Source organism: Corynebacterium sp. UMB6689, assembly GCF_030215295.1.
Lineage (GTDB): Bacteria > Actinomycetota > Actinomycetes > Mycobacteriales > Mycobacteriaceae > Corynebacterium > Corynebacterium aurimucosum.
This window is the reverse complement of the sequence record NZ_JASOLS010000007.1, coordinates 74,522-100,756: the sequence shown is the minus strand read 5'-3', so window position 1 is coordinate 100,756 and position 26,235 is coordinate 74,522. Positions and strand designations below refer to the sequence as shown.

The window sequence follows — 26,235 nt, the reverse complement described above, 5'->3', positions numbered from 1 at the left end:
GCCTTACTCCCGCACGCTACTTTCCTCACCAATAATTTCTTGCGCTCCGGCCGCCTTCTGCCGTCGCAGCCACCACACCAGCCAGCAACCAATGACAATCACCGCAGCCAACAGTGCGTACATCCACCATTGCCAACCCGGGCCGTGGGAGCCTTCAAATACCGACTCCTCCCCCGGCTCCATAGGAACCTGATGGCCACGTACCAACAAGCGATGTGTGTTGATCCCGTACGGGGTGCAGGTAATCAGCGTGACGTAATCCTGATCGGCGACTGGCCGTAGACCATCAACCTCACTCGGCAGAACCACTTGAATGCTGTCGACGACGTACTTCAATTTGTGGCCAGCAACCTGGATGTAGAACACGTCTCCCTCGGTGGCAGAGTCGAGGTGATCAAACATCGTCGAATTTGCCAGACCCGTATGCCCCGTAATGACGGAGTGGGTTCCTGATCCGCCTACCGGCAAATCAGAACCATATAAATGTCCCAGTCCACGCTGCAGTGTCTCATCTGCGGTGCCATGAAATACCGGAAGATCAACGTCTACCTCCGGGAACACGAGGCGGGCCATCGCTTCGTTCTCACCCAACTGATTCAGATAAGCCTCATAGTCGGGATTGTCTACCCCGATACGGTTCAGCCACGGATCCAGAATCGGACCCGACGTATGCTCCTCGTTGTATGCATGCGCAGCATCCCAAACCGAATCCTGAACCTGCGCCGGTGTCTCTTTATCCAGTCGCGCATATTCCTGCGCCACCCTTGAGGCATTCCAATTGTTCCATGCGGTCGAGACCACTGGGTACAGCATCACCAACAACCCGACGACAACGACTACCGCCGGAAGGACTAGGCCTCCACGGCGCCTGTGCCGTCGGCCTGCATTTTGGCCTACCACCGTAGTCAACGACCCGCACCACCCAAAAGAATGTCCCACGCGCTAGCGCAGCGCGACCGGGATTACAACGAAAGAGAATGAAGGGGACTGAAGTCTATACCTAGCCCAGTCCCCTCACTGGGTCGAGCACCATATTTTGATTACCCGACCCGCAGCGCAGACCATCATGGACAGTCTGCGCCACCGGAACTATGCCCGGCTATTAGTTGCGCGCGGTACGACGAGCGAACCAAGCACCAGCAGCAACAATCGCTGCGCCAATAGCAGCCAGGATGCCCACACCGGCACCACCAGTCATCGGCAGGTTCGGGGTGTCGCGCTTGATGTTTTCAATTTCAGAAACAAGGGTGACGGCGTCGTCACCCTCGAGCTCACCAGTCTTCGCGATGTTCTCGCGGGTGAACTCAATTTCGGTAACAGGGTTTTCCGGCAGTGCGTAGCCCGCTGGAGCCTTGGTTTCCTTCAGACAGAACTTCTTGATGTCGGTGACCTGTGCGTTATCTGCGAAGTCGGTGACGTGCAGTCCGTCGATGGTGATGGTGCCGTCAGCACCGGTGGTCCACTTGTCCTGCTCCTTGACGGTCAACTTACCGCCCAGCTTATTTGCCGCGGTGCACTGGTATAGCTCGAACTCAGCACCTTCCAGGACCTTACCGTCCTCCTTGCCGTCCTTCTTCACAACCTTCAGCTTGCCGTGGTAGGTCACGACCTCATTGGTCTTGTTCTTGACCTCGTTGCCGGTGTTCGGGTTGTTGAAGATGACGTCAGCCTGGTTCTTCAGCTCAGTGGTGTCGCCCACTTCCTTGCGCTTGACCTCGAAGGTCAGAGACATCTTGTCACCGGACTTAACCTTGGCAAGGCCCTGGTCGGTCAGCTTAACGACGAGCTTGTTTCCGTTCTCAGCCGGATTGTTGACCTCGTAGTCACCGGCACCCAGAGCGGTCTCTCCAGCCTTGACCTCGGTGACCTTCTGGAAGTCCAAACGCTGGTCCAGCTGATCCTCGAAGCGGAAGGCGGTCAGGCTCTTACCCGCACCCCAGGTCGGAGCATCCGCGTTGATGGTGTAGGTGTACGCGTCCTGGATGTTCTGATCTGCATCCTTGACAGTCTTCTCGGTCTTGGTTTCCGTGTTCTTCGGGTACGCGATGACGTCGTAGTTCCAGGCATCCGATGCCTCGTTAACCATCGGCACCGACACGATGAACGGAGCACCGGCAACGATGCCGTCCGGAGCGTTAGTTTCCTCTACCAAGTAGATGCCCAAAGGCAGATCAGTGAAAGCTGCCTTGCCATCAGTGCCGGTGGTTTCTTCCTTGGTTTCCGCAGTCTTCTTGTCGTCCTTGACGTCAGCAGCCGACTTCGGGAACGCCGCCCAATCATCCTTCTGCAGGTCGTAATCGAGCTTGGTGATCTTGTAGGTCACGCCAGACAGAGCCTCACCCGGAACGCCTGCCATTTCCTTACCGGTAGCCGCAGTACCAGACTCAGCACCCTTCTTCTTGAAGAGGGTGATAGAGCCCTTTTGGTTGAAATTGATGTTTGCCTTGTTCACGGCGCCCTGCTCAGCAGCAGGCTGTGCATCGACAGCACCGTCTTGCGCCAGGGCCCCCGGAGCGGAGATACCCATAGAGAGGCCAACGACGGCAGCGAAAGTAACCGAACGAGCGGTACGAGAGATCTTGTTCACGGAAACTGGTCCTTTACACGAGTTCTGAAATGAGGCACCGCGCCTCATTGGCTGTGTGCAATCCATTCCCCACGGTTCACGCACCATGACCTGACTCGTTGCTAAGAATCTTTCGCCTGCCGAGAGTAGTTTTCAGGTGGAAACGTCTACGCAGGCCCCAACCTTAACTAACGATAGCCTGTGGATTACATAACTAGATTCTACCCCAGCGTGTTGGGCAAAGTCCCCGACTAAAGTTCCCCCCCCCGCAAAACCGGCTAAACTTCTCAAGAATCCGCACGGTCCACCCAAACGTGAAGACTCCTTCTGCAGTTCAACTAATGCTTTCGAGACGTCATCTAGTTTTGTGTGAAACTGAACAAATTGCCCCTTTAAGGGGGTAAGCCTGCTCGATTTTACACCCGTTACATAGAATGCAAGCTTCACGCAGGAGAGTAGCTTCCCAGAGAGCACCTTCCAACGACGACGAAACGAACCATATATGCTGCCAATACCACCAGGTAGAACATCCCCTTTGATGACCCATAAAAGGAAGCGTCACCAAGAGCGCTCAAGGTACCCTGAACTCATTTAGATTCTCAGCCTTCAACAGCCCACGTACCAAAGAGTTAATAGCGTTAAGATTCCTGACAAGAGCTCTCTACGTACTCTGAGCCTCGTCGACAGCACGAAGAAGCGCCGCATAGGCACCGCCGCACGCAAGCAGCTCGGCGTGGGTGCCGCGCTCGACCACGCGGCCAGCGTCGAGGACGATGATCTGGTCGGCATCGCGGATAGTGGACAGGCGGTGGGCGATGACCAAGCGGGTAGCATCCGCGCCAAGCACTGCCTCCTGGATGGCGCGCTCCGTCTCGTTGTCGAGGGCCGAGGTAGCCTCGTCCAGAATGAGCACTTGTGGCCGGCGCAGCAGCGTGCGCGCGAGCGAGAGGCGCTGCTGCTCCCCGCCGGAGAAACGGTAACCACGCGAGCCTACGAGAGTATCGAGTCCCTCGGGAAGCGCGGCGATGACCTCATCCACGCGGGCGGCGTGCAAGGCCGCCCACATCTCTTCCTCGCTCACATCAGGCTGCGCAAAGAGGAGGTTCTCCCGCACCGTGCCGTGGATGAGGTAGGTCTCTTGGGAAACCACGCCGATAACCGCCGAGCGTTGCTCGGCAGGAATGTCACACAGGTTGACTCCGCCTAAGAGCACGGAGCCTTCGGTCGGATCCGCCAAGCGCGCTAGAAGGGAGGCCACCGTGGATTTGCCGGAGCCTGTATGCCCCACAAGTGCGGTGGTGGTGTGGGCCGGGATGGAAAGGGAGACGTCGGAAAGCGCGTCTGCGTCAGTGCCGGGGTAGCGGTAGGAAACGTGGCTAAGGGTGAGGGAGGCGTCGGCAAGCTGGGCGGGCTCGGTGGCCTCCTTGAGTTCGGGCTCCAGGTCCAGGTACTCAAAGATGCGACTAAACAGCGCCATGGACGCCACCCACTGCGCGCCCACGTTGAGCAGGCCGGTGATGGGGCGGAAAATCTGGGTTTGCAGGGTAGAAAAGGCGATGAGCGTGCCAATCGTAATCCCCGGGCGCAGGCCGGCAACCAGGTAAATCAGCGCCGGCATGACCCCGAAAATGATCTGGGTGAGCGCCATGCGCCATCGCCCGGCCAGCTGCGATTCCAACTCTAGGCGGATCAGGGAGCGCGAGGTCTTCTCAAACCCGTCATAGACGCGTTCCTGCGCGCCCAACGTGGCCGCCAGACGCATGCCGGAAACGGACAGATTCTCCGAAATGGTCTGTTGCAGCGTTGCCTGCGCGCGGCTGTTTTTCTCCATGAGGCTGCGGCGCAGAACGGCGGCGCGGCGGGTGAGCCACACTGCGGGAGGCAGCACCACCAGGGACAACAGCGAGAGGGTGGGCGAAAGCGCCACCATCGCCACCAACGTGGCCACCGTCATGGTGAGGTTGCTGGCCACGGAGGTCGCCGTGGTGGTCACCATGCCGCGCATCGCCGCGATGTCATTGGTCAGGCGCGACTGAATCTCACCGCCCCGATTATTGGTGAAGAACTGCAGCGATTGGCGCTGCAGGTTGGCAAAGACCTGCGTGCGCAGCTCGTGCATGATGGTGTGCCCCACCCGCGCCGACAGGAAGGACTGGATAACGCCAATGGCCTGGGAGACCACGGTAATGGCCAGCATGCCGCCGACCAACCACAACAGCAGCGTGGTGTCGTGCTCAGGAATCGCCTCGTCCACGGTGCGGCGCACGAGGAAAGGCTGCACCACGGTCAGCCCAGAAGTCGCAATGATGAGCGCTACCACCAGCAGCAGCGTGCCGCGGTGCGGGGCGAACAGGCCGGCGACGCGAACAAATTTCACTGGGTGCTGGGCCAGCTGATCGACGTCCGCCGGGTCCTTCACCGCGGTGTGCATCGGCCGGGTCATGGCTTAACCGCAGGTAACGATGGGCTGCGGGTCATAGACCGTGGTGGTGGTTTCCCGGGAAATCTCTTTACCGGAAAGATCCTTAATAATACGCGTATCGGAGGTGGTAAAGCCCGGCGCGCCGGACGACGGCGAGCAATCCTCGCTCACCGATTTCCGCTGCGGCTCGGTCTTGGCCCAGCGCCCATTGTTGACGGACTCCACGTCCACCGTCTTCACGCCCTTGAAGCGCACGGTGATGTCGTTGCCAAAGTCGGTCTCAATGCGCACCGGGTGGTTCGAAGTGTTCTTGAACTGCAGGTCAATCGCACCTTCATAGACGGTGGCCTCGCGGCCAGCCGGGTAACGCGAAATGTAATAGGAGTGCGGGGTGTGCGCGGTATCCTCCATGCCGGCGAAGTACGCGGCGTTGTAGAGCGTAGTGGCGAACTGAGAGATGCCGCCGCCCACGGCCTTGCCGGCATGGCCGTCGATGATGATGCCGGATTCCACGTAGCCCTGCGCGGTACCGCGCGGGCCGGTGTAGCCGTTGAGGGAGAAGGTCTCGCCCGGGTTGACCACGGCACCGTTGACCTGCTGGGCCACCAGGCGGATATTGGTGCCGGAGGCCCCAGAGAAACCGCCGGTGGAGAACTCGGACACGGTCTCATCGAAGGTGGCTTTCTCCGCCATCTCCGTGGTGAAGTCCGCGGGGTCCGGCTTGTAATCGGCGTCCCATTCGCGGTCGTCCTCGCTGCTCACACGGTCCTCGAAGCCCTCGAGGGTTTTCTCCCAGTCGATGATGGAGCCATCCACCGAGGGCGTGATCTGCTTGTCATTTCCGCTGAAGGAAATCTTGGCGTTGGTGCCGGGCACCTCGGAGCCTTGCATGCGCTCTTGGAAGAGCTCGCGCGCGCGGTCTTTGTCCACCTTGAGGCGCAGCTCGCCGTCTTCGGCGGCGATGGATACGAACTGGGAAATCTCCGGCTTGCGCAGGGTGCCGGCGGTGTTGTTCTCGCCCTTCAGAGTGAGCGGGTTATCCAGCGCGCGGGCGGCATCCCCGGTGCGCATGGCCTCAATCGCCTCATCATTAATCTGAGGCTCCACCACCATCGGCTCGACGTCTACGCCCTCGGGGTCGAGCCAGTGCTTTACGACGCCCTCGTGCAACTCCCCCTCTCCCACCGCCTGGCCGAGCTTGGGTTTGGTCTCTTTGAGGGAGCCATCGATAAGCTCCAAGTTTCCATCTTCCGGTTCGATCTTCAGATCGTTGCCAACGCGCTCGAGCTCCCCGGAGAGCTGATCTTCATCGACGTCCACGGCCACAGGGATTTCCTGGGTGGGCTTAATGAAGCTGTACAGGCGCGAGAAGGGGTTCAGGGAAGCGTCAGGAATGCCGTCGACGGCTTTCTGATAATTCAGGCTTAGGCCGGAGTCTTGGGGGATAAGCTGCGAGCTTTTCTCCCCGGCACGGATATCCACGGGCTGGGCTGCGACGTCCCCGAGTTCCTGCTCCAGCTTCTCCACTGCGGCAGTGCGCTCCATGCGGGAGATGTCCACGCCGCCAACCGACGTCGCGCGCGGAACCTTGTGCTGGTTGGCCATCACATCCCACGCATAGGCGATGCCGGCGATGAGTATCAGGCCGACGAGCACGCCAAGGGTGACGTGAAGCCCTTTGCGCCGCTGCTGCCTGTGTCCGATTGCCTTTTTCACGTGTACGAGATTAACGTCTGCCAGCTAGTTTTTACTAGTCGCCCTCCTGCTGGGCCACGACTTCCGCGGCCGCGTCGATGACCGCGTTGATGTCCTCGTCGGTGGACCACAGCGGCATATCGGCCCCGGCGGCCAGCGCCGCGGCCACGGCCTCCGGCACGCTGAAGTTCTCCGAGATGGAGGCCATTCCACCCAGGTCATCGGTGTAAATGGTGCCTTCGAAACCCAGTTCCTCGCGGGCTAATTGGTAGGCCCGCGGGTTAAGGGAGGCGGGTTCGTCCCCTAACCCAGGCACCACGAGGTGGCCCATCATGAGCGCTGCTTCCGGGGCTTGCGGGATTGCTGTGTGAAAAGGCACGAACTCGTGTCCGTACAGTTCTTCCAGGGGCGGGGTGACGGCCTCACCCAGGTGCGTGTCCCCGGAGGCGCGCCCGTGGCCAGGAAAGTGTTTGAACACGGCCTTCACGCCGGCGGCCTGCAGCCCGCGGGCAAAGGCCGCGCCATACTCGCCGGCGGCCTGTGGGTCGGTGGAGAAGGCGCGGTCGCCGACGACCTCCAAGTCTCCCCCATCCACGTCGAGCACCGGGGCGAAGTCCACCGTCACGCCGTGGGCGCGCAGGCTGTGCCCGATCTCCGTAGCCAGGGCCTCGACCTCGTCCGGGCTATGGCCTTCCGCCATGGCCTGCGGGGAGGGATAGTCGCCCAAGATTTCGGAGAAGCGCTGCACGCGCCCACCCTCGAAATCGATGGAAACTTCAAAGTCACGGCCCATTTCCTCGCGCAAAGCGTTTACTCCCCGCGGGCCATCGCTGAGCAGTTCCGGGTCGGCCCAGCTCGGGATAAAGAGCCCGCCCACGCCGGCTTCGAGCTTCGCCCGGGCATCCTCGTAGTTCAGCGCCGGCGGCATGAGCTTGGCGGCGGCGCGGACGCGGACGTCTTCCGGCGCGACATCCGGTGGTGCCGCGTCTCCCGACGCGGCACTAGTCGGCGCCACATCGCCCGACGCGGCACTAGTGGGCGCGGCGCGGGTTTCGCTCGGCGGGGCGTCGGAAAGCACGGATTCCTCGCTGCACGCGCTCAGCGCACAGCTAGCACTCAACAGGAGGGCGGGCATTGCTTTTCTCATGCCCACCAGTGTGCCTGAAGCACCCGCGCGGGCAACATCTGGTTGTTAGGATGGCCACATGAATAATGGAGAGACCATGCTCATTGCCTATGACGGCTCCGACCGCGCCGACCGCGCCCTCGAGTACGCCGCGCGGCTTCTGCGCCCCACCGACGTCGAAATCCTCACCGCGTGGGAGCCGTCCGCACGCCAGGCCGCCCGCGCCGTCAGCCGCACCGGGCTGCACCAGTCCACGGTCTCGCCGGAGAGCGTGGAAGATGATCCGGCCTACGAGGAGGCCCTCGCCATCTGCCGCCAGGGCATCGCCAAGGCGGAGACCTTGGGGCTGCGGGGCCATGCCCACCTGGTGGAATCCGTGACGACGATTCAGAGCGCGATTGTCGACGCCGCCCAAGAACTCGACATCGACGTCATCGTCACCGGCACCCGCGCGCTCACCGGCTTCCGCTCCTTGTGGACTAATTCCACGGCGGAGTACATCGTGCGCAATGCGGGCCTGCCGGTCTTCATCGTGCCACCGGAGAACGATGATGAGGACGACGCGGAAGAAAGCGACTCCTAAAGGCAGCTTTTAGCTGCTAGAATCTGGCGCCATGGCATTCGACAGCGATTCCCTCAACAAGCGTACCCTGGGCCCGGCCCTGGGCAGCGCTGTCGTCGGCGTGGCGTTGGGGGTCGTGACCATCCTGGGCATTGCCCAATTCTCGCAGGCAGATGCCGTGCCGAACGATAATTCCGTCAAGGCCTCTGATGCCGTGATGGGCGGGCCGGAGTACGGCTCCCGCGAGTAGCGTGCGCGCACGCATCGGGGGGCTTTTCTTTTTAGCCCTCGTGGTTCTGGTGCAGCCGTGGGGGCTGACCGCCGCTGATACCAAGCACGATCTGGCGGCCAACCCGGCGCGTTTCCTGGCCGGCGCACTGCATGCTTATACCGACACCTTCACGCTGGGACAGCTGCAAAACCAGGCCTATGGCTACCTCTTCCCCCAGGGCTTGTTTTTCCTGCTGGCGGATCCACTTCCGGATTGGATAGCGCAGCGTGCCTGGTGGTTCCTGGTCCTGGCGGTGGGCTTTCTGGGCTTCTTCCGCTTAGCCCGCACGGTGCTTCCCGCTGCCCCTAGCTTTGCCGCGCTGATGGGCAGTCTGCTCTATGCGCTCTCCCCGCGCACGCTGACTACGCTGGGCGCGATTTCCTCGGAGACCTGGCCGGTCATGCTCGCCCCCTGGGTGCTGCTTCCCTTCCTGCGACAGGGCCGGTTGGGCTGGCGGGACGCCGCGCCCTCAGTAGTGGCGGTGGCGTGCATGGGCGCGGTCAACGCCACAGCCACGCTGGCTGCCTGCCTGCCAGCGGGCTTGATTCTGCTGTGGCGGCGCGCGGGCAAGACCGGCCTGGTGTGGTTGGCCGGATGCGCTGCGGTGTCCGCGTGGTGGATTACCCCGCTGCTCATCCTGGGCCGCTATGCCCCGCCCTTTACGGAATTCATCGAATCTGCTGGCGTGACCACGCGCTGGCTCAACCTGGCGGAAATCCTGCGCGGCACCACCAGTTGGGCGCCGTTCGTGGATACCGAACGCGTCGCTGGCAATGAGTTGGCCACCGAGCCGGTCTTCGTGCTTGTCACCGTGGCCGTGGCCGCCCTGGGTCTTATGGGCCTGGCCCGCCTGCCGCGCCTGTGGCCTGCGATGTTGCTCGTGGGCGTGGCCATATTAGGCACGCATGCCGCGTGGTACCTCGACGCGCTCGATGGCCCGCTGGCCGCGCTGCGCAACGTGCATAAATTCGACCCGCTGGTGCGCATCCCACTGGTACTCGGCGTGGCCGCGATTGCCGCCCGGGTGAGGTTGCCGCGGACGTTGTCCCCGGGGCGTCGTGAAGCAGCGGGCCTTCTGGTGTGCCTCGTGGTGGTAGGCGCGACCGCCCCCGCCTGGGCGGGCCGGCTGCTGCCGAAGGGGGCGTACGAGGAGGTGCCCGCCTATTGGCACGAGGCCGCCGATTTCATGAACAGCCTGGGTACGCGCGTGCTCATCTACCCGCCGGCTTCCTTTGCGCGGCAGGACTGGGGGTGGACGCGCGATGAGCCGGCGCAGCCGCTTCTCGACGTCCCCTGGGCCGTCCGCGACGCCGTTCCTCTCATCCCGCCCGAGGCCATCCGTGGCCTGGACGGTGCGATGGCGCAGATTTCCCGCGACCCTGCCACAGCACCCGTGGTTTTGCAGCGCCTCGGTATCGGGGCCGTCGCGGTGCGCCACGACCTGATTTCTGGTTCTTCGGCCCATATTCCAGGCAAGGTCCACACCTTCGGGGAGGTCGACGTCGTCGTCTTCGACCCCGACCTCTCCATGAACCTGGCGCCTGCGGATCCGCCACGCGTGGCGGGCGGTGGGGAATCGCTCGCGCTCCTCTCCGGCCCCCACGAACTCGTCGCCGCCAACGCCGATATCGTCACCGACACGCCCGCATTGCGTGACCGCAACTACGGCACGCTTTCCGGCCCAGTGTCCGCGCCGTTGGCCTCTAGCGACCCATCGACGGTGCGCAACCGACTGCGCGATTATCCCTCTGCCGGCCCGCTGACCCAGGTGGTGGAGCACGATGGCCGCGTCACCGCGTCATCGTCTGCCGCAGATGCCTCCGCCTTCGGCGGCGCGAACCCGGCGCGCTCTCTCACGGCGGCCGTCGACGACGAAAACTCCACCGCCTGGTGGCCAGCGCCTGGTGATTCTGGCTGGTTGGAGCTGCATTCTACGTCTCCGTGGTCCTCGCCGACGCTGCGGTTGATGACCACCGGCACGACTGAGGTGACCATCCACAACGGCGATTCCAAGGTCATGGTCACCATGGAGGCCTACCGCGCCCGCGATATTCGTGTGCCCGGCGCGCAGGCCTCCACCATCCGCATCGAGCCACAGCGCCGCACCGGAATTGCGGAGGCGTCCATCGTGGACCAGCCCACCCCGCGGCGCCTCGTCACCGTGCCTGATACCTCGCCGGAGGCCGAGCAGTTCCTCTTCCAGCAGGACAACGAGCACATCCTCATCCGCTCCTTCACCGCCCCGCGCGATATGACGGTGCGGGTCTCCGGCGAGAAGACAGTGCTTATCGACGGCTCCCCCCACGCCCCCAACACCACCCTCAACCTCTCCGCGGGACAGCACCTCCTGCGCACCACCGGCGATTGGGCAGCCCTGACCGATACCGTGTCTTCCCTGCCCGATCCCCTCCCCGCCTCCTCTCACGCATCTTCTGCGGACTCAGCCGCTTCTTCTAACCAGGAAGCCGTCGCAGCCGGGCCCTCCACCGACTCTGTCTATACCCCGCTCGCCTCCGACGAGCCCATCGAGCCTGCCGACCACGACCGCCTTCTCATCACCGGGCGTGCTTTCAACGAGGGCTTGCGCGGCGAGCTGCGCTCCCCCAACACAGCCGCGGTCTCGACACCAGGTTCGGCACCAAACTCAGCGCCGGCCTCGACGCCGGCCACTAGCTCGGAACCGCTGGCCCTCGAACCGCGTTCCATCGATGCGGACACGCAAGCTTTCCACATTCCCGCCGGCGCTACCGGGACCTTCCACATGTCCTTCGCGGCTGACCGCGCTTATCGCGTGGGCTTGGGCCTCGGCGGCGCGCTCGCCGCGCTGACCACCGCGCTGTGCCTGCTCGTCATGGCCCGCGGTCCCCGTTCCCAAGCCACTGCCCCATCCGCGACTTACGCAGCACACGATTCAGCCGCAACCGGCCCAGTCGCCGATGCCGCCCTCCCGGCATCCTCCACGGATTCCCAAACGGCCTTCCCCGCCCATGTTGCCCACTCGTCTCTCTCAGCGCGTGTCCTTCTGGCACTACTCATCGCGGCAACGATGGCGCTCGTCGCGGGTCTTCCCGGTGTTGCCGCCGCTGCCGCGGCGTGGGCCATCACTCGCTGGACCACGCTGCGCCCCGACTACCTGGCGGGCGCGCTCACCTTGGCCGCGGGCGCGATGCTCGCCCGCGCACCCTGGCCCGCAGAGGGCTACGCCGGCGATTCGCTGCTCGTGCAACTGCTGTGCGTCGCGGCTCTCACGTGCGCCTGCCTCCCACCCCGCCGCACCTCTTAGGGACGCAGGCGCGCCGTACATAGCTGTCCGCCCCTGCTGCTTCCTTCCGGGCCGCTGCTTTCGACGCGGACCCGCTACGCATGGTGCTCCGCACAAGGCACCTCTCAAAGGGCATCTCACAGAAGGTGCCCCACAGAAGGCATCTTCAACGCTAAAAACGCCATCTAGAAGGGACAAATGGCGTTTTTAAGAGCAAAGACGCCTTTTGACTGATGCCTTTTACAAGATGCCTTTTGTCAGATGCCTGCTGCGAAATCGGAGGCGAGGCGCGGCAGCGAACGCGGGACGGCGATACGACCGCGAGTAAAGGCGAGAGAGCGGATGAGGTCGCGGCCGGGGACCTCGACAAGCACATAGGTCGCGGCAGACAGCACACAGCTGACCACCACCGTAAAAGCCAGCACCACCACGAAATCCCACACTGAGCCGGAGAAGGCAGACACACCCAACAGCGGGAAGGCAATGGCCAGCACCGCCACATGCCACATGAAAACCCCATAAGACCAGCGGCCCAGCGCCCGCATCCACTCGGAGGCCAGCCAGCTTTCCCGCGGCGACAGCGCTACCGGCACCACGATGCAGGCCCCGCACACAGCACCCACCGCGATGCGGCGCGCAAACTCGCCAGGCTCAGGATGCACCAGCCCCTGCGGGCCGAACCACTCGCGGCTCGCCAGCCACACGCAGCCCGCGGCCACCACCCAGCAGACCGGACGCACAATCCGCCCGGCGCGCAGGCGTACCTGCGCGGCCTCGGCCTCTGCGGCCAGCATCCCCACCGCGAACCACGAGAAATACGCCGGCGGCCAAATCTGAGTATTGACATCCCCGGATTCATAACCGGCTACGAATGGCAGGAAGCCCCAGAACAAACTCAGTACGCCAGCAACCGCAAGAAGCACAACCCTTAAACGCGCAGAAAACCTATCCAACCCCCACGCCAACAACGGCAACACCGCGTAGAAGGCGAACTCCACGCACAGCGACCACAATTGCGTTAACCCGGGAACCAGGCCGTCAGCAATATAGAGCTGCGTGCCGGTCAGGTTGGTGATGACTTGCGGGAGGGTTAAGGGGGAGGCGTCGGGAAGCAAGGCGAGTACCGCCACCACGCACACGACATACAGCGGTGCCAAACGCGCCACGCGGGAAAGAAGATACTGCCCCGCCGTATGCGCATGTCGTCGACGCCACAGCAAGAATCCGCTGAGCACGAAGAAGACCGCCACCCCATAATCCAAGCGCTCAGCCCAAGCCCAGCCGGTGGCCGTCTGGAAGGACACGTGCGTGATCACGACCGCCAGCGCTGCCAGCGCACGCACGCCTTCGAGCTCAGGGAGAAAGCGCATGGCCCACTACGATACTATTTCTGCAGTGAATCCCTCGACCGATCGGAGCTGACGTGTTCCTTCGCTCCCGCCTAGCGCAGGTGACGATTGCCGCCGCGGTGTTCCTCATACTCGGGTCCATCCTTCCGCCGCTGTACAACAACCAGTCCCGCCCCCTGCCCAGGGACCTCAACCTAGAGATCCACGCGGAGCACGACGGAGTCACGTTTACCCGCCACACCACCACCGCCCCCGCGATGAAGGATTCCGTGGCCCGCGCGCAGTCCACCACTGACCTCACCTTAAACGGCGAGACCATCGCGCACATCACCGAGGAATCCCTGCTCAACCGCGAGTCCACCTACCCGCTGGCGGGGCCGAACACGACACAGAATATCGAGCTTTCTGCCTTCGACGCGCAGATGGAGGACCGGGTTGAGCGCGATGGCATAAGCTACTTCTTCCCCGCCGGCGCGGAGCAGCGCTCCTACCCTTTCTTCGATCCGCTCACCCAGGACACGGAGCCCATCGATTTTCTGCGCGATGAGAAGCTCGACGGCATCCCGACCTACGTCTTCCACCAGGATGTCGCGCCGGTCCCCCTAGCGGAAGTCTTCGCCTTCGACAACCAGCGCTCCGGCCCGGCGCGGGATTTCTACTCCCCGGAGTCCCTGGAGCGCTACAACCTCAAGCCGAAATCGCACGTCATCCTCGAGCCTTTCTACGCGGTGAGCCGCACCGTGTGGGTCGAGCCCACGACCGGCACCATCGTCAACGAGGAGGAACACCCGCGCATCTTCTGGGCCACCGACGCGCGCCAGGCCCAGGCCATGGTCGACGCCGATGACACACAGGAGCGCGCGCTTCTCGACGTCCCCCTCTCCTGGTCCGACTCCACCCGCACCGAACGCCTCGACTCGGTTCGCGGGGTCATCGACACGGTCAAGATCTTGAGCCTCGTGGGCTGGTTGGGCAAGGCCATCGGCGTGGTGTTGTTGGCAGTGGCGGCTGCGATGTTCATGCGCCGTCATTCGGCGCAAAGCGCGTAGGCGCCCGTGACTACGTCCCGGGCCTCCCTTGCGATGCGCGCCGCCCTCTGCGCATGGGGTTTAGTACTCGTGATCGCCGTGTGCTGGCCCTTTGCGCTGCCCGGCGAGTTCCTGTGGCGCGACATGGTGTTGCTTGAGCACCCAGCGTTCACCGCCTCTGCCTTCGGCGCCGGCGATTTGCCTGCGCGCAATGCTCCGCAGGACGGCGTGCTGGCGATGGTCGGCGGGGCGTGGCTGGCCAGGGTTTTTATCCTCGGTGCGGCGAGTGCCTCGGCGTGGGTAGCGGGTCTATGGGCGTGCCAGCGCACACAGTTCAGCCCGTGGGCAGCAGCTGCAGCGATGGCGTGCGCGGTGGCCAATCCTTTCGTCATCGAGCGCCTCTTGCAGGGCCAGTGGTCGCTGGCGGTCGCGGCCTGGCTGGCGCCCGTGATCGCGTGGGGGTGCTTAAACTGCCACCCGCGCGTGGCGTGGCTGGCGCTGTGGGCCGCGTCCTTGACGCCCACCGGCGGGCTCTTCGGGGGCCTCATCGCAGTTGCCTGTGAACGCGAAAGGCGTTGGCTCTTCGCGGGCGGCTCAGTCTTGTTGTGGTTGCCGTGGTTGGTTCCAAGCCTCGCGGCCGGCGTGTCCATGGTCCACGGCGACCCCGCCGCCCAGGCCGCGGCCTTTGCCCCGCGCGCAGAGGCCTACGTGGGCACGGTCGGCTCACTGCTCGGTTTCGGTGGCATCTGGAACGCCGCCGCGGTGCCGGCGTCCCGCGAGCACGGCTTCGCCGTGGCGGGGCTAGCCGTCGCTGCCCTCGCCGTCTTGGGCGCTGCCCGCCTGCCCCGGCGCGAGCTGCGCCCGCTAGCGGCCCTGGCGGTGGTTGGGATGGGCCTGGCTATCCTCGGCGCGCTAGCACCCGGGCTTACCGCGTTCGCCATCGAGCACATGCCCGGCGCGGGCCTGCTGCGCGATTCCTCCAAGCTCACCTTGCTCGCCCTGCCGCTGGCCGTGGCGGGCATCGCGTCTCTGCGCCAGCTTCCGGCAGCGCTCGCCCTGTGCGCCTGCCTGCTCCAAGCCCCCGATGCCCCGCGGGAGCTCGCCGTATTGAAGCCGCGTGAGACGGGCATCGACCGCCAGCTCATCGAAGAGCTCGACGGGCACCTGACCTTCTTCGCCGACCGCCCCGCCATGGTCGTAGTCGGCGGCGGCATCGCCCTCGACCCCTACTCCAAGGCCGCGAACAAGCTCGACTCCGGCGAGCTCACCGTCGACGGTGTGACAGTGGATGAGCCATCGCCGCGCTACCTCGCGGCCGCCGAAGCCTGGACCAACCGCGACCTCAACCGGCTAGAAGAGTTCGGCGTGGGTGCAGTCGTCGAAGCGGGAAGCGTCGTCGCCACCACGAACGCCCAACCGACACCCGCCCCGTGGGTTCTTAGCGCCGCTTGGTGCGCACTTCCGCTTCTAGCAACTCTTCGAAGCGCGCGCCGGTTTTCTCCCACGAAAAAGTAGCCGCCAACTCGCGCGCCGCGTTGCCTAAACGGTGGCGGAGGGAGGGGTCGTCGACAAGCGTGCGCACCGCCTGCGCGAACTCCTCCTCGCGCTGCACCAGCACACCAGTCTCACCGGCGATAACGCTGTCTTGCAGGCCGAAGGCATAACCTACCGTGGGAACCCCATGTTGGGCCGCCTCCATGACTGCCAAACCCCAGCCTTCTTTGCGGGAGGGCATAAGGTGCACGTCGGCGCGCGCGAGGAGCGCATGTTTATAGTCCTCAGTGACCTGACCGCGGAAGCGCACGCGGTCTTCCACCCCGTGGGCCCGGGCGTACTCACGCAGCTGGGATTCCCACCAGCCGGAACCGATGACGTCGAGAATCGCCCCCGGAATCCGCGCCACGGTGTCCATGGCGTGCTCGATCTGCTTGTGCGGAACTAGGCGCGACAGTGTCACCAGGTGGATATCGGCCTCACGCTCCAAGGTGGGCACGTGCTGCGGCAGGGGATCAAGGCCGTTCTCAATGATGCGCGCACCGTGAATCCCCAGTTTCTCTAAATCGCGCTTCGAGGCTTCCGAGACCGTCACCCACGTGTTCTCGCGATACAGCGCGGGGACCACGCGAGATTCCAGGAACCAGCCCAGCCGCGCCAGCACGGGCCCGGCCACCGGCCACTGCTCGCGGTGGCAGTGGTGCGTCAGGATCACCACGGGCGCCCGGGTGGCCAGGCGCGCAAAGAACGGGATGCCGTTGTGGGTATCCACCACGACATCGAAACCGCGGCGCCCGAACAACATCGCCACCAACGCGCGCGGGTAGACGCTGAACTTGGCCCCAGCGCGCGAATAGAGCACGCCGTTGCGGCGCTCGCGCTTGGCGGCGTTCATGTGGCGCGCAGTACGGAAGACCACCTCGTGGCCTTGGGCAGCGAGGTACTCGCCGACGCGCTCAAGGTAGCGCTCGGAACCGCCACCCTGCGGGTGGGTGGAATCGCGCCAACATAAAAGAAGGATTTTCATGACGATGCTTTAGCCTAGTGGGTTATGAAACGCACCCGCGCCTTGGCCACCCTGCGCCGCTCCTGGCGGCTGCTGCGCTCCTTCCGCTTCGAGCAGACAGCACCCGCGATCTTTTATGGCGGTCTGGCTGAGGACACCGCCGCGCTTGTCGACGCCCTCTCCCGCGATCATTCTTTGTCCCTCACCGGCGCGCGCGTGCTCGACGTCGGGGGCGGGCCCGGCTATTTCGCTTCCGCCTTTGCCCAGCGCGGTGCCAGTTATGTGGGGCTGGAGCCGGACGTGGGTGAGATAGCCGCCGCCGGCATCTCAGTGGCCCAAGCAGTGCGCGGCGATGGCACGTGCCTGCCTTTTGCGGATAACACTTTCGACATCACATATTCCTCCAACGTGGCCGAGCACATCCCGCACCCGTGGGCCATGGGCGAGGAGATGCTGCGCGTGACCAAACCCGGCGGTCTGGTGATCTTGAGCTACACGGTGTGGCTGGGACCTTTCGGCGGGCACGAGACCGGCCTGTGGGAGCACTACGTGGGCGGCGAGTTCGCCCGCGACCGCTATATCCGCCGCCACGGCCACCCGCCGAAGAACGTCTTCGGCACCTCGCTCTTCGCGCTTTCCGCACGCGAAGGTCTGGACTGGGCGCGGGGCGTGACGTCGCAAGGCTCGCAGCTCCTCGCAGCCTTTCCGCGCTACCACCCTGCCTGGGCCTGGTGGGTGACCAAGGTGCCGGTGCTTCGCGAGTTCCTCACCTCCAACCTGGTCCTCGTCCTACGCGCTTAATCCCCCCGTAAAACGCCGAATGCTCCCCCGCAGGGGAGCATTCTTTAGATGCGAAGACTAGCTGGCAGACTCAACACGCTGCTTGAGCGCGGAGAACTGGTCCCACACCTCAGACGGAACGCGGGAGCCCAGGAAGGTCAGGTACTCCTTGTTGTCTTCCATGTCGCCAGCCCAATCGGCCGGGTTCACGGCAAGTGCCTCGCGGACGTCCTCGATGTCGAAGTCCAAGCCGGTAAGGTCGATATCCTCCGGGCGAGCGGTGTGGCCCACGACGGTCTCAACAGCGTCGACGTTGCCCTCGATGCGGTCCACAATCCACTTGAGAACGCGGGAGTTCTCGCCGAAGCCCGGCCACAGGAAGCGGCGGTCCTCACCGCGGCGGAACCAGTTCACCAGGAAGATGGCCGGCATACGGTCGCCGCCCTTTTCGCCCATGTCAATCCAGTGCTGCAGGTAGTCACCGGCGTTGTAGCCCATGAACGGCAGCATGGCCATCGGGTCGTGGCGCAGGGTGCCGACCTTGCCCTCAGCGGCAGCGGTCTGGCCGGAGGACAGCAGGGCGCCGATCATGGTGCCGTGGTTCCAGTCAAAGGCCTGGGTCACCAGCGGAACGGTATCCGCGCGGCGGCCGCCGAAGAGGATGGCATCAATCTTGACGCCCTTCCAATCATCGAATTCCGGCGCAGCGGACGGGCACTGCGTAATCGGCACGCAGTAGCGGGAGTTCGGGTGCGCAGCCTTGGTGGTCGAAGCCGGAGTCCAGTCGTTACCGTGCCAATCGATGAGGTGCTCTGGGGCCTCGCCCATTTCCTCCCACCAGACATCGCCGTCGTCGGTCAGCGCGACGTTGGTGAACAGGGTGTTGCCCGGCTCCATCGTCTTCATGGCAATCGGGTTGGAGTCGTAGTTGGTGCCCGGCGCAACGCCGAAGAAGCCGTTCTCCGGGTTGACGGCGTACAGGCCGTCCTCGCGCAGCTTCAGCCAGGCGATGTCATCGCCCACAACCTCAGCCTTCCAGCCTGGGATGGTCGGGGTGATCATGGCCAGGTTGGTCTTACCGCAGGCAGACGGGAAGGCGGCCGCGATGTGGTACTTCTTGCCCTCCGGGTTGGTGAGCTTGAGGATGAGCATGTGCTCTGCCATCCAGCCCTCTTCCTTTGCCATGACGGAAGCGATACGCAGCGCGTAGCACTTCTTGGCCAGGATGGCGTTTCCGCCGTAGCCGGAACCGTAGGACCAAATCTCCTTGGTTGCCGGGAACTGCGTGATGTACTTCTTGTCATTGCACGGCCACGCGACATCCTCTTGGCCCGGCTCCAGCGGAGCACCAACGGAGTGTAGGGCGTGGACAAAATCGCCGTTCTCACCAATCTTATCCAGAGCCTGCTGACCCATGCGGGTCATGATGCGCATGGAGAGCACAACATAAGCGGAATCAGTAAGCTGCACGCCGAGCTTGGGGTCCGGGTCGCTGATGGGGCCCATGCAGAAAGGCACCACGTACATGGTGCGGCCCTTCATGGAACCGCGGAAGGCCTCGGTCATCTCTTCCTTCATGGCCGCCGGCGGGGCCCAGTTATTGGTCGGGCCTGCGTCCTCCTCAGTCTCAGTGCAGATGAAGGTGCGGGACTCCACGCGCGCGACATCCGACGGGTTCGAGCGCGCCAGGTAGGAGTTCGGGCGCTTCTCCTCGTTGAGCTTAATCAGGGTGCCCTTCTCCACGAGCTCAGCGGCGAGACGGTCAGCCTCCTCCTGGGAGCCATCTACGAAGACGACTTCTTCCGGCTGGAAGAGCTCGACGCTCTCACTGATCCACGAAATAAGCTTCTCGTTCTTCGTGGGCAGTTCACCTACAAGGCCCTTAATAGTTGCGGTCATCTCACATTCTCCTGTGGTCGGTGTGGCCAGGGTGCTTTATATCGCCGAAGGTTTCCCCTATCGACGTTTCACCAACCAGAGTACGGATACTGGTGATAACAGAACGTGTAATGCCCGCCACCCCGGTTATATCCACCCAGCTCATGTCGACTATGTCGAGGACAGCGAAGTGTGAAATATGGCACCCACCGCCCCCAATCGCCCCCATACGGGGGCTCTGTTTCTAAGCATCACTCATCCAGTACGCCCGTCCTATTACCCCCGCGGAGCCCTGATCTGTCTCCGCCTAGGCGCCCTCCACCCTCCACGGCGCGGCACGTTGCCCCTCACCCCTGCTTAAGGGAACAATGTCAACTGATGAATAGTGCAGACTCCTCCCAGAATCCCGCCGCGCAGATGCCTCATGGCCGCGGCCTCCAGACGGATTTCAACGCCGAGTTCAACAATGATTTGGACTACCCACGCCTCGGCAACGTGACCTTCCGTCGCGGCACCCTCACCGACAACCAGAACGCCCTCTTCGAGGAGCACTGGCCTCAGTTGGGACGCCTGCTTGCCGACGAACCCCTCGACATCCCCGCCTGGTTCAACCGCGAGGGCGCCAGGACCATCGTGGAAATCGGCTCCGGCACCGGAACCTCCACTGCTGCGATGGCCCCGTTGGAAAAGGACACCAACATTGTTGCCGTCGAGCTTTACAAGCCAGGCCTAGCCAAGCTGCTGGGCTCCATTGTCCGCAACGATATTGAGAACATCCGCATGGTCCGCGGCGATGGCATCGAAGTTCTCATGCGCATGTTCGCGCCCGAGTCCCTCGACGGCATCCGCATCTTCTTCCCGGATCCGTGGCCCAAGGCCCGCCACCACAAGCGCCGCATCATCCAATCCGGCACGCTCAACCTCTTCGCCTCCCGCCTGAAGCCCGGCGGCGTGCTCCACGTGGCCACCGACCACGCCGGCTACGCCGAGTGGATTGATGAGCTCGTCGAGGTCGAGCCCTCCCTCGATTACAAGGGCTGGCCCTGGCCCGAGTGCCCCATCCTCACCGACCGCCAGGTCATCACCAAGTTTGAGGGCAAGGGCCTGGATAAGGAACACGTCATCACCGAGTGCCTGTGGGAGAAGAAGTAATGGCCGGCACCTATCTTCTGGTGTGGGATGCGCCCAACATGGATATGGGGCTCGGCGCCATCCTCGGCGGGCGACCCACCTCCGCACACCGCCCGCGTTTTGATGCGATTGGCCGCTGGCTGGTGGAGCTGGCCTTCGACAACGACGCCACCCCTGAAGCCGCCGTCTTCACCAACGTCACTCCCGGCGGCGCCGACGTCATCCGCCCTTGGGTCGAGGCCATCCGCAACGTCGGCTTTGCCGTCTTTGCCAAGCCGAAGCTCCACGAGGACGATGACGTCGACCCCGACATGGTCGAATACATCAAGGCCAACCGCGAGAACCTCTCCGGTGTCATCGTGGCCTCGGCCGACGGCCAGAACTTCCAGCACCTGCTGGAACAGCTCTCTGCTTCCGGCCTGCCCACGTGCGTCCTCGGCTTCCACGAGCACGCTTCCTGGGCTGTGACCCATCCGGAGATTGAGTTCGTCGACCTCGAAGACATCGAGGGGGTCTTCCGCGAGCCGCTGCCGCGCGTTAACCTGGATAATCTGCCTCCAGGCGGCGCCTGGCTGCAGCCTTTCCGCCCGCTGTCCGCGCTGCTTCCGGACCGCGCGCCCGAGCACAGTTAGGAGCCGCATGTTTTATTCTTGGGGCCGCTTCTCCTATGCCCACCGCAAGGTCATCCCGCTCATCATCGTGGGTCTCATCCTTGGCCTCTTTTTCGGCTTCGGCACGCGCCTCGAGGAGCGCATGAGTCAGGAGGGCTGGGAGGACCCGGGGGCGGCGTCGACAAGCGCTGCACAGATCGAGCTCGAGACTTTCGGCCGCGATAATTCCGGCGACGTCATCCTGCTTTTCGACGACCCCGATGCCCACGCCGCCGAGGCCAAGGCCTTTCTGGATGACCTCAAGGCTCAGCATCCGGAACAGATTGACTCTGTCACCAGCTACTTTGATAAGCGCAACCCGAACCTCATCACGCAGGACCACTCCACGGCCTTCGCCGCCATCGGGCTCAAAGGTGACGGCGAGCAGACCCTCAAGGACTTCCGCACCATTGAGGATTCCCTGCACTCCAGTGGGCTGCCCGTGCAGGTCGCGGGTGCCACCGCCGTGGCCGACGCACTGGATGAAGGCATGTCCAAAGACATCTCCCGCGCGGAGAAGGCCGCCCTGCCGCTCGTCGGCCTGCTGCTCCTCGTGGTCTTCGGCTCCGTCGTGGCGGCGTTCATGCCGCTCGTCGTGGGCGGGCTGTCCATCCTGGGCTCACTAGGCATTCTTTCCATCCTGGCTGGCTTCCAGCAGGTCAACGTGTTCGCGCAGGCCGTCGTCACGCTGCTGGGACTGGGCCTGGCCATCGACTATGGCCTGTTCATGGTCTCCCGCTTCCGTGAGGAGCTGGACAAGGGACGCGATACCAAGGAGGCCGTGGCGATCACCACCGCTACTGCCGGCCAAACCGTGGTCTTCTCCGCCGCCATGGTGGCCGTATCCCTCTCCGGGCTTTTCCTCTTCCCGCAGGCCTTCCTCAAATCCGTGGCCTACGGCTCCATCTCCGCCGTCGGCCTGGCCGCTCTGCTGTCGGTGACGGTGCTGCCATCGCTATTTGGCATGCTGGGCCCCAACATCGATAAGTGGACCGTGCGCAAGACCTCGCGGCGCGGGCGCCGCATCGAGGACACGTGGTGGTACCGGATGCCGCGCTGGGCCATAGGCCGCGCGGGTGTGATGACCACCGCCATCTGCGCGCTGCTCATCGCGCTGACCTTGCCGGTGCTGGGCGTGAAATTCGGCGGCATCAATGAGACCTACCTGCCGCCCAACCAGGACGCGCGCGTAGCGCAGGACCAGTTCAACGAGCAATTTCCCTCCTTCCGCACCGAGCCGGTCAAGCTCGTGGTGAAGAACGCGACCAATGAGCAGCTTGTCGACGTCGTCATGCAAGCCCGCTCCATCCAGGGCCTTACCGAGCCGATGGGCCCGAAGACCGCAACCGTCGACGGCACCACCATCCTCGGCGCCGGCATCCAGGACCGCGAGGACTACGGGCGCATCGTCCACGAACTCGAGAACATCGAGGCACCGGAGGGCGTGGAGCTGTATGTCGGCGGCACTCCGGCCATGGAGGTCGAGTCCCTCGACGCGCTCTTTGAGACCCTCCCTTGGATGGCCCTCTACGTGGTGCTGGCCACCTTCCTCCTCATGGCGCTGGTCTTCGGCTCCTTCATCCTGCCGCTGAAGGCCATCATCATGACGCTGCTCTCGCTGGGTGCCACGCTGGGTATCTTGACGCTCATGTTCGTCGATGGCCTCGGCTCCGGCCTGCTCAACTTCACCGCCGGCCCGCTGATGAGCCCGATTCTGGTGCTCATCATCGCCATCGTCTTTGGTCTGTCCACGGACTACGAGGTCTTCCTGGTCTCGCGCATGGTCGAGGCCCGCCGCCGCGGCGCTTCCACGGACGAGGCCATCGCCGCGGGTACCGCGCACACGGGCGGCATCATCACGGCGGCCGCGCTCATCATGATCGTGGTGGCGGGAGCCTTCGGCTTCTCCGACATCGTGATGATGAAGTACATCGCCTTCGGCATGATTTTCGCCCTGCTTATCGACGCCACCATCGTCCGCATGCTCCTCGTCCCCGCCGTCATGCACCTGCTGCGCGAGGACAACTGGTGGGCCCCGCGCTTCCTCACCCGCCTGACCCATCGCCTCGGCGGCGACAACACTCCAGCTGCCGAGCCGGACCTAGCCACCGCATCCGCTGCCGCGCCAACGCCCACCGCCCCAGCGCTGAACAACGAAGAGGCCGCACCGGCTAAACAGGCTGTGCCGTCCACCACCGTAACTACCGAGCGGGACGAGCCGCGTTCTTCGGCCGGTCCTACCAAGTCGGCAGAACCGCACCACTCCCCCACGACTCCGACGGAACAGGTCGAGGTAGAGGCGGCGTCGGCAAGCAGGGCAAGCGAAGCCGCCGTACGCGGGGACCGCAGCGCCGACACTGACGCGGAGCTCATCCCCTTCTCCGAGCTGGTCAAGCGCCTTAAGTCCACGGATGGTCGATGAAGAAGAACTGGCTGACCTGGATAATCTCCCTGCTGATTCTGGCCGCGCTAGCGTGGTTCTTCCGCGACCAGCTGGACTTCATCTCCGAGGGATTGCGCCGCCTGCGCCACGCTGAACCTTTCCCCGTGGTGCTGGTGGTGTTCTTCGCACTGCTCTCCATCGCGGGCATGGCGGAGGTGATGAAGCGGCTCATCGGCGCGGGCGGCGTCAAGGTGCCGCTGCGCGAGACCTACGCCATCACGCTGGCCTCCAATGCGTGGTCCACGACTCTGCCGGCGGGCCCCGCCTTTTCGGCTTTGCTCACCTTCCAGGTGCAGCGCCGCTGGGGTGCGTCGGTGGCGCTGTGCAGTTACTTCCTGTTTTTATCCTCGATCATTAGCTCGATGTTCCTCGCGCTCATTGGCTTGGGCGGGGTATTTTTCCTCAACGCGGATATGGCTCTGGGATCGCTCATCACCACGGTTGTCCTCATGCTCGCGGCGCTCGGGGGCATCTTCTGGCTGACCTCGCACCCGGTGACCCTTGAGCGCTGGCTGCGCAAGCTGCGGTCCGGCCCGAAGCGGGACCGTGCGATTCAAGAGGTGCGCAACTTGGGCGAGGTCCACCTTTCGCGCGGCCCCTTTGCTGTGGTTGCTGGGGCGTCGCTGGTTCACCGCCTGGCCGATATGGCAGCGCTGTGGGCATCCGTGTGGGCAGTGACCGGGGAGATTCCGTGGCTGCGCGCCGGTGCCGATGACACCACTCTGGCCGGTGTTGCCCTAGCCTTCCTCGCGGCGAAGCTGGCCGGCTCCGCGCAGGTCACCCCGGGTGGTGTGGGCACGGTGGAGGCCGCGCTCATCACCCCGCTGGTGGCCACGGGCCTGACCGTGGTGCACGCCACCTCCGCCGCCATCATCTACCGGCTTATTTCCTTTGCGCTCATCACTATCATTGGATGGGTCATCTACTTCGCTCATTACGCCCGCGATGGCTTCTCTTACGCGGCGTTGAACCGGAAGGAATCCTAAATGCGCGTCGCCCCGCTTATCGACGTCCTCGCTCTCGCCCTCTTCGCCATCTTCGCCCGCCTGGCGCACGGTGGCCTGAGCTTTAGCTCGTGGGTTGATGCCTTCTGGCCGTGGACCGTGGGCGCGTTGGTTGGCTGGGTCATCATCATGGCGGCGAAGCTGAGCGGCCTGTGGAAGGAGGGCGTCGTCGTGTGGCTGAGCGCCATCATTGGCGGCATGGCTTTGTGGATGCTGGTCAACGGGCGCCTGCCGCACTGGTCCTTCCTCATCGTGGCCACCGTGATGTCGGCGCTGTTCTTCTTTGGTTGGCGCGCCATCGCGGCCTTTGCGTCCCGCTCCCGCGCCTAAAGATTCTTTGAGCTGGGAGTTTAGCGTTCCGGTTGCGGGGTGCTTCGGGCCGGTTTAGTGTGTGGGGCATGAAGTTGGGGGACTTACTCGGGGTACTCGCTCGCGGCATGCACGTCGTGTCCTTGTGCGCTGGCCACACCCGTGAGGAGATGCTGGCGCTTGGCGCGACGCCGCGCATGGCACGGCAGCTCGAAGGACTTCACCGCGTTTATTTTGGCCAGACTGCTTTCACTGCCAAGCAGCGCCGCGCCCGGGAGACTGACCATGCGCTGGATACGCTGTTACAGATTGAACGGCATGTGTCGCGCGTCAAGAACTCGCGCCAGGCATGGGACCTGCGAGTGGAGTTGTGTGGGACACCCGAGGGTGAGATTGCGGGCGTGGCGAAGCGCAGGCTCGCGGAGCTCAAGCCCGAGCCCACTCCTGGCGTCCGCGTGCGACGCAGTGCGGGAGGCATGCACAAACTCATCATCACGGACCGTCCGCGCGCGATTGCCAATCTGGTGGGCACGCTTAAGGCCACCTCCGACGACCTGCTGAAGGCCGTCCACGAAGTCTTTTCCGGCGGCGGCGCACCGAAGCCAGCCTTGCATGCGCACGTGATTGTGCGACTAGAGCAGCTGGACAAGATTGTGCGCGGTGAGGGCGACGATATTATTCTGCAAGCAACTGACGGCGGCACCATGACCGGCGCTGAATTTCTCCGCACGCAGTTTGCCGAGCGAGGCTTTGTCTCGCTCTTCCACCCGGTCGAGGGGCCGGTGAATCTGTATTACGGGAGCCGTTTTGCCAACGATAAACAGCGGCTTTTGCTCAGTGCAGAGCATCCGACGTGCGCCTGGCTCGGCTGCACACGACCAGCCGCGGAGTGCCAGATGCACCATATAAGGCGCTGGCAGGATGGCGGACCGACCAACCTCGACAACCTCGTGCCGCTATGTAAATATCACAACGCCATCAATGACGATGACCCCGCCCGACCCACATATCGCGGGCGCATCGACCGAGTTGAGGGCCGCATGGCATGGCTGCCTCCCGACGGCGCTCCACCAATCCCCATCCCCAGCCCGGTCTGGGATTAAAAAGCCCCTCCACAAGGAGGGGCTAGAAGCGCTGGCTTACTTCGAGCTCAGGGCGCCAACGTTCACGCCTGCCTGGTTGAGCAGCATGATGACGAGATTGATGATGTCGCCACCGAGGTCAAGGGCGCTAGAAAGCATTGGGGTTCTCCTTTGATT

General features: G+C 63.9%; 20 protein-coding genes. 12 read left to right on the top strand and 8 right to left on the bottom strand.

What is annotated here, in order from left to right:
• Window positions 1-3: 3 nt before the first annotated feature.
• The 5 genes from QP363_RS05680 to QP363_RS05660 form a co-directional block, all read right to left on the bottom strand.
• Window positions 4-909 carry a class C sortase gene (locus QP363_RS05680; RefSeq protein WP_306486443.1) on the bottom strand — a complete coding sequence of 302 codons (906 nt, stop codon included), beginning with the start codon at window positions 907-909 and terminating at the stop codon, window positions 4-6.
• A gap of 193 nt (window positions 910-1,102) precedes the next feature.
• Window positions 1,103-2,587 carry a SpaH/EbpB family LPXTG-anchored major pilin gene (locus tag QP363_RS05675; RefSeq protein ID WP_239235623.1) on the bottom strand — a complete coding sequence of 495 codons (1,485 nt, stop codon included), beginning with the start codon at window positions 2,585-2,587 and terminating at the stop codon, window positions 1,103-1,105.
• Between the two features lie 640 nt (window positions 2,588-3,227).
• Window positions 3,228-5,009 (bottom strand): ABC transporter ATP-binding protein, encoded by a 1,782-nt coding sequence (locus tag QP363_RS05670; RefSeq protein ID WP_284763286.1) that lies wholly within the window; start codon window positions 5,007-5,009, stop codon window positions 3,228-3,230.
• A gap of 3 nt (window positions 5,010-5,012) precedes the next feature.
• The gene (locus QP363_RS05665) at window positions 5,013-6,704 is read right to left on the bottom strand and encodes a VanW family protein (protein ID WP_284763285.1); all 1,692 of its coding nucleotides are present in this window, start codon (window positions 6,702-6,704) and stop codon (window positions 5,013-5,015) included.
• Between the two features lie 34 nt (window positions 6,705-6,738).
• Entirely contained in the window at window positions 6,739-7,830 is a 1,092-nt protein-coding gene (locus QP363_RS05660) for a glycoside hydrolase family 3 N-terminal domain-containing protein (protein WP_284763283.1), read from the bottom strand.
• A 58-nt stretch (window positions 7,831-7,888) separates the two neighbouring features.
• Between QP363_RS05660 and QP363_RS05655 the strand changes: the two genes are divergently transcribed.
• The 3 genes from QP363_RS05655 to QP363_RS05645 are packed head-to-tail and all read left to right on the top strand — an operon-like array spanning window position 7,889 to window position 11,925.
• Entirely contained in the window at window positions 7,889-8,392 is a 504-nt protein-coding gene (locus QP363_RS05655; RefSeq protein WP_070517712.1) for a universal stress protein, read from the top strand.
• Window positions 8,393-8,423: 31 nt separating this feature from the next.
• A complete protein-coding gene (locus tag QP363_RS05650; RefSeq protein ID WP_010188604.1) occupies window positions 8,424-8,621 on the top strand; it encodes a DUF2613 domain-containing protein in 198 nt (65 codons plus the stop codon).
• 1 nt (window position 8,622) lies between these two features.
• The gene (locus QP363_RS05645; RefSeq protein ID WP_284763278.1) at window positions 8,623-11,925 is read left to right on the top strand and encodes an alpha-(1->3)-arabinofuranosyltransferase family protein; all 3,303 of its coding nucleotides are present in this window, start codon (window positions 8,623-8,625) and stop codon (window positions 11,923-11,925) included.
• 236 nt (window positions 11,926-12,161) lie between these two features.
• Here the strand turns inward: QP363_RS05645 and QP363_RS05640 are convergent, their stop codons facing one another.
• Window positions 12,162-13,274, bottom strand: coding sequence for an acyltransferase (locus tag QP363_RS05640; protein WP_284763277.1), 1,113 nt, complete (start codon window positions 13,272-13,274; stop codon window positions 12,162-12,164).
• A gap of 53 nt (window positions 13,275-13,327) precedes the next feature.
• On the opposite strand from QP363_RS05640, the gene QP363_RS05635 reads away from it, so the two are divergent.
• Together QP363_RS05635 and QP363_RS05630 are read left to right on the top strand one after the other, a co-directional pair.
• Window positions 13,328-14,302: a DUF3068 domain-containing protein gene (locus QP363_RS05635; RefSeq protein ID WP_284763276.1), complete on the top strand. Its 975-nt coding sequence runs from the start codon at window positions 13,328-13,330 to the stop codon at window positions 14,300-14,302.
• Between the two features lie 6 nt (window positions 14,303-14,308).
• Entirely contained in the window at window positions 14,309-15,796 is a 1,488-nt protein-coding gene (locus QP363_RS05630) for a hypothetical protein (RefSeq protein WP_284763275.1), read from the top strand.
• Here QP363_RS05630 and QP363_RS05625 read toward each other — a convergent pair.
• A complete protein-coding gene (locus tag QP363_RS05625) occupies window positions 15,720-16,802 on the bottom strand; it encodes a glycosyltransferase family 4 protein (RefSeq protein WP_070644506.1) in 1,083 nt (360 codons plus the stop codon). The two genes, QP363_RS05630 and QP363_RS05625, sit on opposite strands and share 77 nt — an antisense overlap.
• Before the next feature lie 24 nt (window positions 16,803-16,826).
• On the opposite strand from QP363_RS05625, the gene QP363_RS05620 reads away from it, so the two are divergent.
• A complete protein-coding gene (locus QP363_RS05620) occupies window positions 16,827-17,582 on the top strand; it encodes a class I SAM-dependent methyltransferase (RefSeq protein WP_284763274.1) in 756 nt (251 codons plus the stop codon).
• 57 nt (window positions 17,583-17,639) lie between these two features.
• Here QP363_RS05620 and QP363_RS05615 read toward each other — a convergent pair whose 3' ends face one another.
• A complete protein-coding gene (locus QP363_RS05615; protein ID WP_284763273.1) occupies window positions 17,640-19,460 on the bottom strand; it encodes a phosphoenolpyruvate carboxykinase (GTP) in 1,821 nt (606 codons plus the stop codon).
• Window positions 19,461-19,817: 357 nt separating this feature from the next.
• On the opposite strand from QP363_RS05615, the gene trmB reads away from it, so the two are divergent.
• The 6 genes from trmB to QP363_RS05585 all read left to right on the top strand — a co-directional run bounded on the left by trmB (window position 19,818) and on the right by QP363_RS05585 (window position 26,079).
• Window positions 19,818-20,591: a tRNA (guanosine(46)-N7)-methyltransferase TrmB gene (gene trmB / locus QP363_RS05610; protein ID WP_284763272.1), complete on the top strand. Its 774-nt coding sequence runs from the start codon at window positions 19,818-19,820 to the stop codon at window positions 20,589-20,591.
• Window positions 20,591-21,202 carry an NYN domain-containing protein gene (locus tag QP363_RS05605; RefSeq protein WP_070673316.1) on the top strand — a complete coding sequence of 204 codons (612 nt, stop codon included), beginning with the start codon at window positions 20,591-20,593 and terminating at the stop codon, window positions 21,200-21,202. The genes trmB and QP363_RS05605 overlap by 1 nt, the downstream gene beginning before the upstream one ends.
• A gap of 7 nt (window positions 21,203-21,209) precedes the next feature.
• Window positions 21,210-23,642 carry an MMPL family transporter gene (locus tag QP363_RS05600; RefSeq protein WP_284763271.1) on the top strand — a complete coding sequence of 811 codons (2,433 nt, stop codon included), beginning with the start codon at window positions 21,210-21,212 and terminating at the stop codon, window positions 23,640-23,642.
• Window positions 23,639-24,649, top strand: coding sequence for a YbhN family protein (locus QP363_RS05595; protein ID WP_284763270.1), 1,011 nt, complete (start codon window positions 23,639-23,641; stop codon window positions 24,647-24,649). The genes QP363_RS05600 and QP363_RS05595 overlap by 4 nt, the downstream gene beginning before the upstream one ends.
• Window positions 24,650-24,997, top strand: a complete 348-nt coding sequence (locus tag QP363_RS05590) for a DUF3054 domain-containing protein (RefSeq protein WP_046647585.1) — start codon at window positions 24,650-24,652, stop codon at window positions 24,995-24,997. It begins immediately after the preceding gene.
• A 68-nt stretch (window positions 24,998-25,065) separates the two neighbouring features.
• Entirely contained in the window at window positions 25,066-26,079 is a 1,014-nt protein-coding gene (locus QP363_RS05585) for an HNH endonuclease signature motif containing protein (RefSeq protein WP_284763269.1), read from the top strand.
• Window positions 26,080-26,235: the final 156 nt, after the last annotated feature.

Coding starts and splice junctions, on each gene's coding strand:
- QP363_RS05660 (WP_284763283.1), bottom strand. CDS start 7,830: ATGAGAAAAGCAATGCCCGCCCTCCTGTTGAGTGCTAGCTGTGCGCTG.
- QP363_RS05595 (WP_284763270.1), top strand. CDS start 23,639: ATGAAGAAGAACTGGCTGACCTGGATAATCTCCCTGCTGATTCTGGCC.
- QP363_RS05650 (WP_010188604.1), top strand. CDS start 8,424: ATGGCATTCGACAGCGATTCCCTCAACAAGCGTACCCTGGGCCCGGCC.
- QP363_RS05590 (WP_046647585.1), top strand. CDS start 24,650: ATGCGCGTCGCCCCGCTTATCGACGTCCTCGCTCTCGCCCTCTTCGCC.
- QP363_RS05670 (WP_284763286.1), bottom strand. CDS start 5,009: ATGACCCGGCCGATGCACACCGCGGTGAAGGACCCGGCGGACGTCGAT.
- trmB (WP_284763272.1), top strand. CDS start 19,818: ATGAATAGTGCAGACTCCTCCCAGAATCCCGCCGCGCAGATGCCTCAT.
- QP363_RS05620 (WP_284763274.1), top strand. CDS start 16,827: ATGAAACGCACCCGCGCCTTGGCCACCCTGCGCCGCTCCTGGCGGCTG.
- QP363_RS05585 (WP_284763269.1), top strand. CDS start 25,066: ATGAAGTTGGGGGACTTACTCGGGGTACTCGCTCGCGGCATGCACGTC.
- QP363_RS05615 (WP_284763273.1), bottom strand. CDS start 19,460: ATGACCGCAACTATTAAGGGCCTTGTAGGTGAACTGCCCACGAAGAAC.
- QP363_RS05655 (WP_070517712.1), top strand. CDS start 7,889: ATGAATAATGGAGAGACCATGCTCATTGCCTATGACGGCTCCGACCGC.
- QP363_RS05605 (WP_070673316.1), top strand. CDS start 20,591: ATGGCCGGCACCTATCTTCTGGTGTGGGATGCGCCCAACATGGATATG.
- QP363_RS05600 (WP_284763271.1), top strand. CDS start 21,210: ATGTTTTATTCTTGGGGCCGCTTCTCCTATGCCCACCGCAAGGTCATC.
- QP363_RS05640 (WP_284763277.1), bottom strand. CDS start 13,274: ATGCGCTTTCTCCCTGAGCTCGAAGGCGTGCGTGCGCTGGCAGCGCTG.
- QP363_RS05625 (WP_070644506.1), bottom strand. CDS start 16,802: ATGAAAATCCTTCTTTTATGTTGGCGCGATTCCACCCACCCGCAGGGT.